We start from the raw sequence: 15,982 nt of genomic DNA, 5'->3' as shown, positions 1-15,982 counted from the left end.
ATGAGTGTCTCTTCGCATACCACCACATCGTCAGCGTCTGCAACAGCAGCTTCACGCCCAGATAACGCGCATTCGACCGGCGTAGCTGATTCGGGTCGCTGGTCAACACGTCGTATTGCTATGTATGCGCTGTTTGTCGCGCTGGCAATGGCGACTAGTTTCATTGAATTCCCAATCATTCCGGGCATTCAATGGCTGAAGTATGATCCGTCTGGCATTGTCTCGCTGATTGCAGGCTTCGCGTTTGGCCCGGCTGCCGCCGCAATCGTGAGCGTGCTTGGCTTTGTGCCTCACCTGTTCATGGATCCGTGGGGTACGCTGATGGCTGTGCTCGTCGCTCTTGCACTGTCTGTGCCGGCAGCACTCGTGTACCGTCGCGTGAAGTCCCGTAAGGGCGCGCTTTTGGGCATTCTGCTTGGCGCAGCGGTGGCTTTGGTTGCTGCAATCGTTGGCAATCTGATTGTCACGCCGATTTATGCGCACATGACTGTTGCGCAGGTTGCTGCGCTGATTGTGCCAGCACTGCTGCCATTCAACCTGTTGAAGTTTGCGATTCACGGCGTGGTCACGTTCCTGATTTACAAGCCGATTTCGAACCTGCTGAATCGCTGATTCCTGCCGTATATAAACGCCGCCGTGCATTCGTGTATTGCGAATGCACGGCGGCGTTGTTGATTTCGCTTGTGTTTATCGCTGCCGATGGCGAGCCACCATCAACACTAAGCCGAATACCAGCGCCCCGAAGCCAACCGTAATCGGTACAACGATTGCTGCACCGGTACGAGCGGTTTGTTCAGTGACCGTAGGTGTGTTGCCAGTGTTATCGCTCGGCGTTCCCGGTGTATCTGGTGTTCCTGGCTTTTCAGGTGTTCCGGGCTCCGGCGGGGATGGCGGATTCTCAGTATTGTCGTACCCAAATTTTGGCTCTACCACAACATTCCACAAGATACCGCCATTTTCCGTAGTACCTGGCACGTATGTGAGGAATGGATCGCAGTGATATGCTGCGTTCGCGTCGGCAATACCGGTGCGTGTGACCAGATACACGCCTGCTTCAAGTCCAGAAAAGGTAACAAAACCGGATTCGTTGACAATGCGTGACGCATCATACTGGTCTTGTGCGCCAACAAATGTGGCCAATTGTTGGGCGGCTGCATTGGCTCCAGAAGCGGTGAGGCTCCCCCACGCCCTGTCGTAATCAGCGAATCGGTCAAGAGTATGGTATGCCGCAATAGCACCATTAGCATCAATGTCAGCGGAGGCAATGCGTACGATCGCATACGTGTCGCCGGCTAGTGGCACGGGGTTTGCTGACTCGCGATCCCAGCGTGCGTCAATGGTAATACTGCCAACGGTTGCAGCTTGAGCAATGCGGGTGGGTGTGGTGAAAGCGGTAAATGTCAGCACGGTCAGCATGACCATGCACGTGAGGAGTATGCCACACAGGCGTGCGGCGATGCCTCGTTGCTCGTTTCGCGTATCAGCCATGTGTGGTCTCTCCTTCCATGCTTCTCGCTCACTCTTCTGTACGGATCAAAAACTTACTGTGCGCTGTGTTGCGCGGTAACATGTCGTTCGCTGCGCCACCGGTACACGCGCCATCCAACGAGCAAGGCGATCAATCCGAGCGACGGCAGTACGTATTGCATTGGAATGTCGACGTGGAATGTGGGTTGTGCTTCGTCTTCTTGTGCTGGCGTGTAAGGGATGCGATGTGCGCGCACGAGCAGACGGTGTGTGTTGACCGCGTAGGGCGTGCAAGTGATAAGCGTCACTTGATCTTTGCCAGGTGCGATGACGAGTTCTTTGGTGTCGGTCGGCAGCACGGTGGTGATTTTGTCGACCTGATAGGCGTACGTGTCTTTGAGGATTTTGATGTAAAAACGGTCGCCTTTGCGCATACGGTCTAGGTCGGTGAACAGTTTCGCAGTGGGCAGGCCGCGATGACCGGACAATGCTGCATGCGTGGATTCGCCGCCGATTGGCAGCGACGTGGGTTCCAGGTGACCGATGCCGGATTGCAGCACTTCTTCGCTGGTGCCGTGGTAGATCGGCATGGTTTCTTTTAGGCGCGGCACGGTGATGTAGCCCATCATGCCATCGCCTTCGAGGTTGAGCAGACTGTTGTATTCTGCGTCGTCGGATTCAGTATTAACGGCGGCGGTGAGTGCGTCGGTAGCGCCTCCCGCACTGCGTTGGGCGAGTTGTTCGTTCCATGCGCGTGCGGCGGCGAGCATCTGCTCGTATTGCTCATCGGAGAGCGAATCGACGGCGGAATCGTAACCGCCGACGACTCGCGACGCGTTCTTCATGATGAGGAAGTTGCTGATCGTCGGATAGAACAGCACGAGCAGTCCTATCACGATGACCAGTATCGGCATAATGCCGCGCAACTTCTTCTTCATGAGTCTCCTAGATTGGTGGATTCCTGGCTCCTTGATTTCTCTATTGCGTAAGAAAAGAGACTTCAAGGTTTGCCCGATATCGGATGAGGGATACGCCAATTGTGGTAACGCTCCCCCACCCGGCTTCGCCGGGAGCCCCCTCAGCCGAGGGGGCCGAGTATGTGGATGCACGCTAGTGTGGGTGCGGTAGCCTTGGCTCCCTCGGCTAGGCCGAGCCGTAAAGAAAACGCCAGAGGCGTTTTTAGGCGAGGAGCGAGCGACAGCGAGCCAGCAAGGCGCGACTGAAAGTCGTCCGTAGTTGCAGGACGCTGTCAGCCGTAGGCTGACTGAGGGAGCGTCGCGGCGCCACGCGCCGCCAACAACACAGCATCGCGCGCAAGCGCGATACCGACTCCACCGAGGGGGCTCGGGTATGGTAATGCCTACTTGGTGGTCTTGCGGTTGGAACGCACGTACCAGACGGCACCACCGATGATGATCAGCGCACCGAACACGGTGAACAGCATGGTACCGATGCTACCGGTGCCAGGCAGGAGCACGTTGTCCTTGTTGACGTTGAGCACCGGCAGGACCGGCGGTTCACCGATCTTGTCTTCGGTAGCAGTGCCGCCGTTGTTGTTCTGCGTGTACTCTACCTTCCAAGACACCAGCTTGCCGGTCTGCGTGCCGCTCACTGCACCGTTGATCTTGCCATCAGCAGTGTCATACTTGGCGCTAATAACAACCTTGATCATTTCGGTCAGCTTGTTGTAGCCTTCCGGAGCCTGGGTTTCTTCAATCCAATAGGTGCCGGGCAGCAGGCCACCAACTTCGATACGACCAGACTTCGGAGTGGTCACCTCATCCTTCAGGTTGCCAATAAGAGCAGCAGTCTGATCCTTGGCATACTGAGCAATAGCGGAGTTGCTACCGTCACCATCAGTGACGTTGAACTTCAGTGCGCCAGCATCCTTATCAGCCTGATCATTGTTGTTAACCGTCGTATTCTTGTAGACCTTGAACGTAGCACCAGCAAGACGCTCAGCGAACTCGCTGTAGTCCTTACCAGTGTACTTATCGATGGTGAAGCCGAAGGTGTGGGACTTGACTTCGCTCGGCACAGACGTACCGGTACCGTTGTTGGTCGGATCGTTGCTGTATTGAACCTGAGCGGAGTTGGGGTTGCCCTGCTTGCCGACGACAGCGTTCTCGTTCAACGTAGCCGAGTATTCAACGGTGATCGTCTTGCCGTGATCATTCTGGTGCTTCTGGCGGAAGTCATTCATGATAATCGCGATCGACGTGGTGTCACCATTGTTCGTCACCGTAACTTTATAGTCCTGATCATCACCCTTCTTCAAGGTCTGGTAGGTCTTACCCGTATCAGGAGTATTGCTGCCTTCAATCTTCACCACCGGCTCGAAGTGATCAGCATCAGTGATTGCGTTACCCTGAGCATCCGACAGCGTCAGGCCCTTGGACAGGGTATCGAGGAAGTTGAAGGTGTAGCCGAGCTCGTACTTGTACATGTCTGGCACGGTGGAGGTCAGCTTGTAGTTGACCACGTCGCCGATCTTGTTCTCGGAAGCGTGCTTGTCATCCACAGTCTTGTCAACGGTCGGGAACTCGTGCTTGAGCTGAACAGACACGTTCTTAGCAGTATCGGTCAGGTTGACGAGCAGGGCCTGGTACTTGTTCTGCTGGCCCAGCTGGTGCTCGTCAGGAGCGATCAGGTAGTAGCCGGCCGGCAGGTTGCTGATCGTAACGGACTTGGAGTCCTTAGTCGCCGGGGTCACGGTACCGAACTTAGCGTCCTTATCAGCCTCGTTCTTGATGTTCGTGGCCGCCCACTGCTGTGCGTGGTTGGCGAAGTCAGCGCGCTGTGCTTCGGTCAGGCCGAGAATGTACTCGACGGCCTGCTGGTCAACGGTCTTTGCACCGTCAACGAAGTTGGTGCCGGCCGTAGTGGTGTCCGTGCTGGTGAAGAACGCCTTCCAGTCAGCGTTCAGCGTGTACGTCACCTTGGTCTTCGTGTTGTCGGTCTTGTCTGCGCCGGAATCATTGGCTTCCACGTTTGCAGTGAACATCTGGTAGTACTTCAGCGCGTACGGATTTTGACCGTCAGCGGCGAAGCCCTCAGCCGTGTTCACGGTGATGGAGCCGGTGTCGCTAGCCGTGGCCCAAGACGGCGTTACATCGGCTGCGGTAGCGACGGCGGCGCCGAGCCCGGCGAAGCCGAGCATGGTCGCGGCAGCGATAATCACCGCCACGAGTTTCTTCATCAGTGACTTCATCACTGTTCCTTTCTCCTGTTGTGTTCCATGTTTTCCGAAACAATTCCGGAATCTACGGATCTACATTGTTTGCCCACCGCGGATGCGATGGAAAATCTTGGTATTGCGTGCTGTTCAGCACGGTTGTTATTGGTTGCGTATGCGTATCGTCACGGAGCATTGGCAACAAGGTTGTGTGGTCTACATGCCGACATGACGACCTCGTTTCCTTGTTCGCAATTGGTCGTGCACGTACCATGCGACGCCGAGTCCGAGCAGCATCATGGCGACAAGCACAATTCGCTGCTCACCTTCGCCACCGGTATCGGGCAGCGGGTACGCGTTGGTCACCGTAACCACGTATTCCTTGTTCTTGTCAGTTTCGCCAGGAATAGCACCGTAGGTGATGGAAACCGCATAGTTGGCGTCAACCGGCTTTTGACGGTGTTCTGTACCGTCGGCGTTATACGTGATGACTGCGGTTTCAGCGACCGTGTACGTGTAGTAGCGCACAATGTTGTCTTTGTCCACGAAGGCGACCGGTAGGCCGGTGATCTTCTTGCGCCACGTGTCAGTCCACTGGGAAGCATCATTCTTGGCGGTGAGCGTCACCGTCCACGGATTCTTCTGCGGCTTAGTGTCGCAATTGCTGTCGTAGCAGGTAATCTCACTAGGCGTCTCGATATTGCCGTCCGCGTCCGTGTAATGTGCGGTGATCGTCAGTTCGACCTCATCCGGGCGCGGCGTCTTGCCGGCGTAATCCTTCCACACTTTTTGCAAAGTAAGGTCGACAGTCTGGCAACCATCCTCACCGCACGGGTCCTGGCCGTCATCGGGCTCGGGGGTAATGCCACCGTTGTTGTCGGTAACCTCTGTGTCGAGCATGAGCACGGCCTTAGCATCGGACACGTACACGTTCATCTGCTTGGCTACGTTCTGTTCGCCAGACGCATTGGTGCCCGTGTTGGAGCCGCTGCCATTGTTAGCGACAAGCGCACCCTTAAGGTCAGAGTACTTCTGGATGACGGGCTCGTCCCACTGGTTTTGCTCGATAGCAAGGTGCGCAACATCGTAACGGTTCAACGGCAGTTTCAGCACGCCACTGGTTCCCGCAGAACCGTTCTTGCCCGTACCGTCATCCATATGGGAGCCATTGGTGAACTGACCCTTGACCGCGGTCGTGTTGCCTTGGTCGTCAATCGTCTTTGCGGCAAGCGCATAGCTCCACGTGTCTGGCACGTCACGGTAAATGTGGTACGTGTTGTTGTTGCCTTCGAGATCGTAGGCATCGTTGAAATTCCAGTTGGACTCGGAGTTCAAAACGCCCGAGAACGGACCGACAAGACCGGAAGTACCACGGATCGTATCCGCGTAGGTCATGTCGTTGACTTCCATCAGACCGTGATCATTCCAGCCGACGAAACCACCGGCGTATCCGGTCTGCAGCTTCTTGTCGCCGTCCTTGTCCTGGGTCGCACCACCACCGAACACGTCGTAGCCTTGAGCAATACCCTGTACCAACGAGTTCGCGATCTTCGTACGGTTGGCACGAACTAGCTGAACCTTAATATTGTCCTTCTCGTTCGGATCGATACCATTCGATGTGCACTTGACCTCGATCTTGGAATCGCCAATCTCGATGATCGCGGTATCATCCGTTTCCGTGTCGGTACCATTCTTGTTCAAGCCGATGCTGATCTTGAGGCCAAGCAGGTTGATATAGATCAAGTTGCCGTTGGCGAGAATATCCAGATCAATGAGCTCGGTCAGCCAGCCGAGGTTATTTTTCTTCCACTCAGCTACCTTGTCTGCAAGATGTTCGGCGTCAGACACGTACAGGATCTTTAGCAACGGGTTGACCAGATGCTCAAGCAACGCGTTGACCAGCGCTGAGTTAACGCCCACATCAGCCAAGTACGCGTAACTGGTACGGCCAGTAAAACCACCCGCCATTTCGCTACTGGTGACCTTCTTCAATCCGGTCGCCGTGCAACGGGACATGCGCGCAAGATCAGAATATCCAACGAAGCCGCCAGCAATCTCCATGCCCTTGCGGTCATCGGAACTGGTGATCGGCTCGGTTTTGCCGTACTCCTCACCGTTATGCGTGGACGTGACGGTGTAGCCTGCCGAAATGCCGGACACTGTAGAGTCTTCGATATGGGAACCCCAAATATCGAGCACGCCGGCAGTCAGACCAAGCAGTTTGCTGTCGGCCAGACCGACTTTGTCAGCGCTTACGGTGCCGGACTTGCCGAGGTGACCGATGAAACCGCCCGTATAGTTCAAGCCGCTCACGCTATTCAAGTTCGTGACGCTTGACTTCTTGACGGAACCGTTGATCAGACCGCCGCCGAAGCCGCCGGCGGAACCGGTGAAGCGGGTGGTGTCAACCATGCCGCTTCGTGACGAGGTGTGTGCCTTGATCTGAATGCCGTCGGCCACGCCAATCACTTGACCGTCGTACACAAACGTACGGAATGCTTCAAGCACACCAACCTTGCCGAGGGAGAGGAGATGGAGCAGCACATTCGTGTCATTGTTGTCCCCCGCGGCTTCGCCACCGCCCACGGATGCGACGGACGACACATCAGCCAAACCGAAGAAGCCACCTGCATACTGGCCACCTTCTACAGCGCGCAGACCAGTCACTGTCAGTGCTGCTGGATCGTTAGCAGTGTCTACAGCCGTGCCAGTACCCTTTGCAGAATCCTTATCGCCAAGGATTGCAGCCTGCAGGGAGCCAGCAAAACCGCCGGCGTTCAGCGCATACTGAGTGTCACCCTTTGCGTCCTTATATGCGCCTTCGACCGTGTAACCCCAGTTATTAGTGTCCGGGGTGACGTGGGCGCCGCGAATCGTAACCACCGTAGCCTGCAATACTTGCAGCAAGCTGGCAGGTGTGCCAACCACCGTATCGAGTACCTTGCCAAGGAAGCCACTGGACGCATTCGTGTCTACATCAGCAATCGAGCCTGACGTGGCCACACCAATGAAACCGCCTACGTTATTGCGGCCAGACACCTTGCGCAGGTTGGCTACATTTGCGCCGGCAGCAGTAGTCTTCCCATCCGCTCCGGATTTGAGTTCATCGCCGTTCGTATCACGATCGCCCCAAATCTGGGCGCCAACTGCAAGACCAACGTAACCGCCGGCATTGCCGGTACCGTGTGTGATATCACTGCCGGTTGCGGAAACCCGCATACCGCGACGGTAGCCGACCACGCTCGACGACTTGACGACTGGCACAAACACGCTTGCTACGTTGAGCAACTGGCCTAAATCAAGCTTGAGACCGAGAATATTGGCACTACCGAATGTTGCAGCGGTACCGGATTCCATGGTGCCCGCGTAACCGCCAGCAGCACGCATAGCAGTCACGTTGCGCACGTCTTCAGACTGGCCGTCGGTGATCGTACCAGTACGCATCAAGCCCACGTGGCCACCGGCAACACCGGAATCACGCAGGTTCGCGCCAAGCTCGTAGCACTTAGCTTTCTTCTCGTCCGTATCCGCGCTGGTCTGGCACGTCGTAATCTCATCTGCAGCGTTGGCGAACACGCCTCGGCCTGCAACCACGTTAAAGCCGAACACGTAGTCCGCGAGGAATGTGTTCAAGGTCTTCTGATCTGTAACCTTATCCACGCCAGCCTTGACGACGTTGGTGAATTCTTTACCGTACGCGCCAAACTTGCCGATGTTGTTAACCCACGTCTTCCACTGGGCATAGCTGATGTTGCGCAACGGGCCTGTGACCTTGGTGTGCTGTTCGGTCGGATAGACAACGGACAGTGCACCGGCAATATTGCCAGCCTGAATCAAGCCACCGAGTAGCGACAGGGAGCCAGCATCCGTGGTATCTGCGGCTTCCATAAGACCGTTGTAACCGCCGGCAAGTTCCTGACCGTACACGCTGCGAATACGCGCCGCATAGGCAACACGAGTTTTGCCACTGTACTTGCCGCCCGTGTTTTCGCTCTTCCACGCGGCAGTGTTGTTACCCCAAATGTGGCCACCACGGTTGCGACCAACATAACCGCCGGCCATACCGCGTCGCGTTGTTGTATCAGACGAGCCCTGTGCGCGAACAGCACCACCGCAGATTGCCGCGTCAGTCGACGAGTTGCGAATCGTCGGTACGAAATCCTGCACGAGGCTAGCAAGATTATCGATCTTCGCAACCTTGAACTGCTCAAGCACGGTAGCATCGCCAAGCACGTCAGCAACTGCACCCGGTTCCATCGTGCCCACATAACCGCCAGCCGACACTTGGCCGATAATGTACACAAACTCATGCGAACTCGAGTCTTGAATATGCCCGCCACGAATATAGCCAGCAAAACCACCAGCCATACCGAGCACATCATCCGCATTGTCTGTATTGCTGGCCAGTACGCTATAGCCACCGATGCCACCGGTCACATCGGAATGTTCAATAGTGGAAATGACAACGGACAGTACATCGGAAATATCTGTTAACGTCAACGTCGAGCCGAGTACTTTCAGTCCGCCGCCGACGGATGCCGCTGAACCGAGACCCATATTGCCGATATAACCACCCGCATACTGGGGTGCTGTCACCGCATAGGCGCTCTCAGCCGTATTGAGATACGTCTTCTCAATAGAATCAGTGGTTTCAAGATTCTTCGGCGCGGTGACACTGGTGTGACGCAACTGGGTAACGTTCGACTTAGACACCTGTACGCCTGAACCGTAGCCAATATAGCCACCAGCTGCACCGGAATGCACGTCGGTTGAATCGACGCGCGTTGCAACAACAACCAGACCCGGATTGTCAGTATCCGTAATAGTGCGACCACTGGTTGTTTCGATCGTCTTCGCGTCGGTTTTTACGCCAGCGGATGTGATAACCGGCACGTACAATTGCGCAACAGCGGCGAGCTGAGCGACGTTAATACTCAAGTTCAGGCCAGCCAGTTTATCGCCCAAACCGCCGAGAATGCTTAAGCCCTTTCCGGCATCAGCCAACGCACCAGAATAGACTTTGCCGCCAAAACCGCCCGCATATGTGCCGCCAGCTACCTGGTCGAGATTGATTACGGCCCAAGCGTTGCCATCATTATCTGCCAAAGCACTGTCATCGACTTTGCCGGATTGGAAATCTCCAGCAAAACCACCCGCAATATTGGCAGACACGTTGCCGCTGTTCACATAGTGCACGTCAGCGCTCGTGTACTTGGGGATCATGTAGCCGACTGCGTTGACCAAACCATCGATTTTAATGAGATTCACAATGGAATCATCATCAGCAACGTCAGCTAACCCGCCAGTCGTCGACGTACCAACAAAACCGCCAGCAACACCTAGCTGAGAGTCTGCCGTAACAGTAAGTAGATTCGTCACGTGAGCGTCAGTTATTTGTGTGCTGTTTGATTATGCGACGAAACCGCCGGCAACATATGGAACAACGTCACCAGCCTGGTACTTGCCCGACGCTGTCACGGTCATACCCTGCTTCACGCCATTGACGTTGATTGCTTTGGCTTGCACCATAACGCCTTGCGCAACAGAGAGTAAGCCTTTGATTTCCAGCAGTCCAAGACCAAGCAAGTCCAAACCGTCCGAGCCGACCAAATCACCCGGGCCGGAAGTGCCCATGAAACCGCCCGCGTAATTATTTGCGGTAACAGCAGCCACATTGTCGAGTGTCACACCAGCCGTGCTCGGTACATTGTTCGTTTCGTTACCGTCCGCATCCTTGGCCTTATATGCGGTGGTAGCTTTACCAATGTACCCACCGGTTGCTTTACCAATGCCACCGGATGCATAATCGCCGGTTGCGGTGACGGTATACCCGCCATCAGTCACACCAGTAACCGTCAGTGCACTCACTTCGAACGGCAGGAATCCACCAAGACCAACCGTATCGTTGATCACGCCACCAATGGACGCAGTGCCCAACTGGCCTGCGATGCCACCAGCGTACGAGCCTTTGACCGTAACAGACTTCAATCCGCTGACCTCATTGTTGCGCACAGTAGCAGGCATCGTACGCTTGCCATGCTTCCAGAACGCGAAGTCATCAAGATGCTGACTATCTGACGCAGCAATGATTGCGCCATCACCACGCCCGACAATACCGCCGGCGTAATCATTATCAGAATGCACAGTGAAGGTGCCGGTCATGGATACGCCAAGAATTGCTGACGGGTCAACGCCAACCAAGCTCAACAGTGCAGTGGAATCCTGACCATTAGTCAAGGCCTCTACAAGAATCTTATTCACGCCTTTGAGCAGATTAGTGCTTCCTGCATCTTGCTTGCCAAGATCAGTTACCCAGCCAAGTGTCGCAGCACCAGTAAAACCACCGGCTAGCGCCTTGACTTCTTCCTTATTATCTGACGATGTAACGGTTACTCCAGAAGCGCTCACATCATACATTCCGGTCAACGTGTCATTGACTGCGAAACTGTTAGCCATTGCGCCGGCAAACCCGCCAGCGTAGCTGCCTGCAGCAACAGTGACATCAGCAGACACCGTTGAGTTTTCGATAAGACTCTGCGGCTGCGCAAAATTGATGAGATCTACACCGAGATTGTTTAATGCGCCTTCCATTGTGCCGTTACGAACAACACCAGAGAAGCCGCCCGCATAGTAGCGAGCCTTCACCGTATACGCGTTCGCGCTGGTGACGGTTGAGTTTTCAATAATCGTACCGATTTGATTACCGACGAAACCACCAGCATAATCCTGCGTATCCGAGCCGATAACCGTGTTTTCACGGAAGTTCGTCACCGCATTGTTGGACAGTGTCGGATTGACGTAGCCGATTGGAATAAGATCGCCAGCAGTAATGAGGTTGCCGTTGAGTAACCAGTGCACAAGATCACCGAGGCCAAGGCCCGGGATAGCGTTAAGGATGGAGCTTAGGACTTCAACCAAGCCGCCCAATACATTAGACAGCAGCTCATATTCAGTCTGGCCAGTCGTATAGCCAACAAAGCCGCCAGTCATACCTTTGACGTTTGATACCGCAACGTCAGCAACTTCGCAGTTGCTTACGGTTACTTTGCCATCAATACGCCCCGCGAAGCCACCGGTTGCAAAAATCGAAGGATCCTGCTCTTTGAGCGTGAGCAGACCACTGAGCACGCCTTCCAGGTCAAGGTTCAAACCAGGAATAACGCTTGTGATCTTGTCGAGCACCCAACCCAAACCAGACAGCACGCCTTTGAGCACGTCGAACACGATACTGACCAACGTCTTACTATCTTTAGGCTTGGTCGACTCGTTCGACACGTTGACATGATTCAGACGGATATTAGAAACGACCGTTTCACTCAGGCTTTTCAGCTGCGTACCACGCTCGAGCAGAGTAATCTGGTTGCTGATCGTGGCGAAGAAGCCAACACCAGATCCCTTCGAATAATCCAGCTCGCCGGTCTGGTGAACGGTGACGTTTGAAATCGTAGGGCGAACCGCTTGAGCAGTAACTGCATCACCAGCATTCTGATCAATGCCATTCCACAGAGTAGATGCATCGCCTGGCGTCGCTGACTTCGCACCAAGCATGATTGCGGAGAACGTAATCGGCGTCCAGTTAGTGTTGCTCGTGTCAGCCGCGTTCTTCGACACATCAATATCACGGAAAATAATGTAGTTCGCGGTGGATGAATACGTGACACCGGTGGTAGTCGCATGGCCTTTTGCAGCAACTTCATTGCCAGAATCATCCAAGGTAACGTATCGTTCGCGTTTTTAACGATCAGGATGTCACCGAGCTCGTCACTCTTCTCACTGGCACCATCATCCAATGTCGAAGTGTCATTCAGGTCAGCGTCACCAGCATAGATTTGCGTCTTGGACCCATCAACATCTACCCAACCGTAGGTGGGAACGCCCAAAGCACCGGTGCCGGTCTGCTTGTACTCCTGCGTGATTTGCCAAACCGGTCGCGTTACCTTCTTACCTGAGCCGATTGCACGCAACTGTTGCTCGTTGCCGATAAGGATGTACGTCTTGCCTGCGATGGTCTTGGTGACTTGGCCTTCGAAGTCTCGGCCGCCCAGCGGATCTACAGCAACGTCAGCATCGGCATTGGTGTCATCCTGAGCTGCAGCGGAAACAGTGGCCTGAGTGTCGCCAGTATTGCCATCGGATGCAATGGTTTGAGCATCGGCCGTCGCGTTGGAGTCTGTAGTGTGCGCAGTGTGCTGATTTGTGAGCGTTTGCGAGGCAGCAACGATAGTAGTATCCGTCACTACTTTGCCACCGGAGATCACGGTGACACCCGAGGAGCTGGCAGTGGAGATGACGCCGGTGTCATCTGCAAATGCGGCGGGGACGCTCCCGGTCAACGTCAACATAACAGCAAGCATGCCAGCAGTACCGCGACGAGCCCATTTCGACGCAGCAAACCGACAAGATTGCAACCATTCCGTGACCGTACTTGAACGCACAGTACGCCCGCCTTCCTCAGTCCTTTCCTCCATGGCTTTTCTTACGGTATCCCCCTCCCCACCCCCGTATTTTTGGACGAAAACGTTCTCAATATTGGAATACAAGACGACACGCGGCAATTATCTGTCTAATTATGTATACCCTCTCACACTTCATAGGGGGTATATCAGCGCAATTCCGCACCCCCGATAATCACTCCAATCCAATGCCCTTACTCACTGCTGTTTTTCCTTGATTACTGTGGTTGCACTTGCCTGCAGCGAACAGCGGCTTGCACCCGCATACCGCATGACGTATATATGGTGTGTTCAAGTTTCAGGGAAGGTGCAATTCCTTACTGGCGGTAACAGCACGGCACTGATATATCGGCCCACATGCTCAAGCCCGCGACCCGCTCCCCTTAAGCGGCTGATCTGGTGACAATCCAGAGCCAACGGTTACAGTCCGGATGGAAGAAACGGAGCTTCTATGAGCATTGCGCCGCAATCTGTGCACGCACACGATCCCGCCGCCGTGCACCCCAGCATGGCAGCGGTACTCAAAGGCATCAAATTTAGTTACGATGGCGGATCAACATGGGCGTTAGACAATGTTGATATCACCATTCATACTGGCGAACGCGTGTGTCTCATCGGCCGCAATGGTTCTGGCAAGTCCACGCTTGCTCGGCTTATCGCCGGTTTAACCGCTCCAGATGCTGGTGACGTAACACTACTTGGCCAGCATGTGTTCGACGCTGATTCTGGTATGCCTCATTCAGCTGCATACCGTGCAGCACGGCATGGTATTGGTGCAGTATTCCAAAATCCTGAGGATCAAATCGTCACTACCGTTACCGAAGATGATGTGGCATTTGGCCCAGAAAATCTGGGATTAGCGCACGCTGAAATTGGTACGCGTATTGCTGGCTCGCTGAACGCCGTCGATATGGAAGCGCAACGGTATGCTGACCCGACGCGCATGAGCGGCGGCCAGCAGCAGCGTATTGCGATTGCTGGCATGTTAGCCATGAACCCAGCAATGCTGGTGCTTGATGAGCCAACGGCCATGCTTGACCCGATCGCCAGAGCTGAGGTGATGCGCATTCTTGACGCATTACAGGCTCGCGGAACAACGATCGTGCATGTTACTCATCATATGGATGAGACCGCGCACGCAGACCGCGTTATTGAATTAGACCATGGGCGCGTAGTGCGCACGCACATGTCCGCCGAGCAGACCACGCAGACCGCACAGACCGCACAGATCACTGAAAACGCGAGCATCGACGACGATACGAATGCGTTGGGTACCACTGCGATGAGCGCTGACAGCACTACCGTAACGCCGAGCACTTCTGCATGGTCATCATCAACAGTGCAACCGATGATCCAGGTAGATCATGTCAGCTATCACTATCCTGATGCGTCGCTGCCAGCGCTTGACGATGCGTCGCTAAAAATTCGCGCAGGCGAAACAGTAGCAATTATGGGCAGTAATGGTGCGGGCAAATCTACGCTCGCGCGACTGATTTGTGCGCTCGAAAAACCAGACTCGGGTTCAATCACCGTAGCTGGCTTGCCTGTTGCTACCGCGCGCACAAGCCATTTCAGCAAGCGTGTGAAGCGTTCACGACCATTGCGCCGCAAACAGCGCGAAGCATTGCGCCGCGAAGTTGGATTCGTTATGCAGCATCCTGAACGACAGTTGTTTGCTACTACCGTGGCCGAGGATATAGCGTATGGGCCACGCAATCAGGGGCTAAGCGATGAGGAAGTACGCCAACGGGTTGATCATGCGTTGGAATTATTGCATATCACGCATATAGCTGATCGCTCACCATTCGACTTATCCGGTGGCCAGCAGCGGTTAGCCGCGATCGCAGGAGTAATTGCATGCCAGCCGCGCGTGCTGGTTATGGATGAGCCAACCGCGAGCCTTGATATGCAAGCCACTGCGCGCATTCACGCGCTCATTCGCGAATTGAAGCAGCAGGGTGTCACGATCGTTATCATTACGCATTCGCTTGACGAAGCGCATGCGCTAGCCGATCGTGTTATCGATATGACGCCGCCCGCGCATACCAATATCGAGCCGCCAGCCGCTACGCAGTCCGCTCCACAATCCGCTCCACAGTCCGACACCCCTGGCAGGCTCTCCCCTATTGCCTCACTGGATCCACGCGTGAAAATGACCATGTTTTTGGTCCTCATGTTCACCGCGTTCGCGATCTCTACACCCCTGCAACTCGCTTTCAGTGCCTTGTTGGCGATCGGTATTGTTGCCGCCGCACGATTGAACCCACTGCGATTGCTCGCACGCGTGCACATGTTCTTCGCGATGTTTGTGATCATGGGTCTGATCAACGTATTCTTTGTACGAACCGGTGACACACTCGTTCAGCTTGGCTCCATACCGATCACCACAGGCGGTGTAACGATTGCCATCCTGTATATCTGCCGTTTTGCACTGGTGATCATACTGGGCGCCGTATTTCTTGACACGACCACGCCTACGGCAATGACCGACGCGTTCGGATCACTGCTCTCACCGCTAGCCCGATTGGGTATGCACACGCAGGAGATCGCGCTAGTGATGAGCTTGGCGTTGCGATTCTTACCAACATTGGGCGCGGAAGCGAAAGCGATTGTTGACGCGCAAGCAGCGCGCGGTGGCAGTGTTGAAACCGGTTCACCAGTACGCCGTATTCGCGCAATGGCTGCGATTATTGTCCCCGTGTTCGCCGGCGCGCTACGGCACGCGGATAATCTCAGTCTTGCGCTCGACGCGCGTTGCTATGAGGAAGGCGCGCGGCGCACGCATTGGCGGCTTATGCGCGTGCGCCGTCGGGATCTTACTTTTATCGCATTGTGCGCAGCGTATGTGATCGCGCTCACTGGCGCTGCAATGCTATAAGCAGCGCCA

At 55.0% G+C, this 15,982-nt stretch carries 6 protein-coding genes, 1 pseudogene and 1 riboswitch; of the genes and pseudogenes, 2 read left to right on the top strand and 5 right to left on the bottom strand.

The window, feature by feature from the left end; genetic code table 11:
- Entirely contained in the window at nucleotides 1–612 is a 612-nt protein-coding gene (locus D2E25_RS05860) for an ECF transporter S component (RefSeq protein WP_125980782.1), read from the top strand.
- Nucleotides 613–687: 75 nt separating this feature from the next.
- Here D2E25_RS05860 and D2E25_RS05855 read toward each other — a convergent pair whose 3' ends face one another.
- The 5 genes and pseudogenes from D2E25_RS05855 to D2E25_RS10830 all read right to left on the bottom strand — a co-directional run bounded on the left by D2E25_RS05855 (nucleotide 688) and on the right by D2E25_RS10830 (nucleotide 12,355).
- The gene (locus tag D2E25_RS05855; protein WP_125980780.1) at nucleotides 688–1,488 is read right to left on the bottom strand and encodes a cell surface protein; all 801 of its coding nucleotides are present in this window, start codon (nucleotides 1,486–1,488) and stop codon (nucleotides 688–690) included.
- A 56-nt stretch (nucleotides 1,489–1,544) separates the two neighbouring features.
- Nucleotides 1,545–2,405: pseudogene (locus tag D2E25_RS05850) on the bottom strand (class C sortase); the annotation flags it as partial.
- Nucleotides 2,406–2,827: 422 nt separating this feature from the next.
- Nucleotides 2,828–4,678, bottom strand: a complete 1,851-nt coding sequence (locus tag D2E25_RS05845; protein ID WP_125980776.1) for a SpaH/EbpB family LPXTG-anchored major pilin — start codon at nucleotides 4,676–4,678, stop codon at nucleotides 2,828–2,830.
- Between the two features lie 180 nt (nucleotides 4,679–4,858).
- Complete coding sequence (locus tag D2E25_RS05840; protein ID WP_125980774.1) at nucleotides 4,859–10,021, bottom strand: hypothetical protein; 5,163 nt, start codon at nucleotides 10,019–10,021, stop codon at nucleotides 4,859–4,861.
- A gap of 30 nt (nucleotides 10,022–10,051) precedes the next feature.
- Entirely contained in the window at nucleotides 10,052–12,355 is a 2,304-nt protein-coding gene (locus tag D2E25_RS10830) for an autotransporter outer membrane beta-barrel domain-containing protein (protein ID WP_164514740.1), read from the bottom strand.
- 1,030 nt (nucleotides 12,356–13,385) lie between these two features.
- A riboswitch (FMN riboswitch) is annotated at nucleotides 13,386–13,542 on the top strand.
- 4 nt (nucleotides 13,543–13,546) lie between these two features.
- On the opposite strand from D2E25_RS10830, the gene D2E25_RS05830 reads away from it, so the two are divergent.
- The gene (locus D2E25_RS05830) at nucleotides 13,547–15,973 is read left to right on the top strand and encodes an energy-coupling factor transporter ATPase (RefSeq protein WP_125980770.1); all 2,427 of its coding nucleotides are present in this window, start codon (nucleotides 13,547–13,549) and stop codon (nucleotides 15,971–15,973) included.
- The last annotated feature ends 9 nt before the right edge of the window (nucleotides 15,974–15,982 follow it).

Source organism: Bifidobacterium goeldii, assembly GCF_003951095.1.
In the GTDB taxonomy this organism is placed as follows: domain Bacteria; phylum Actinomycetota; class Actinomycetes; order Actinomycetales; family Bifidobacteriaceae; genus Bifidobacterium; species Bifidobacterium goeldii.
Note: the sequence above shows the minus strand (reverse complement) of the source record. Positions and strands in the feature narration are given on the sequence as shown.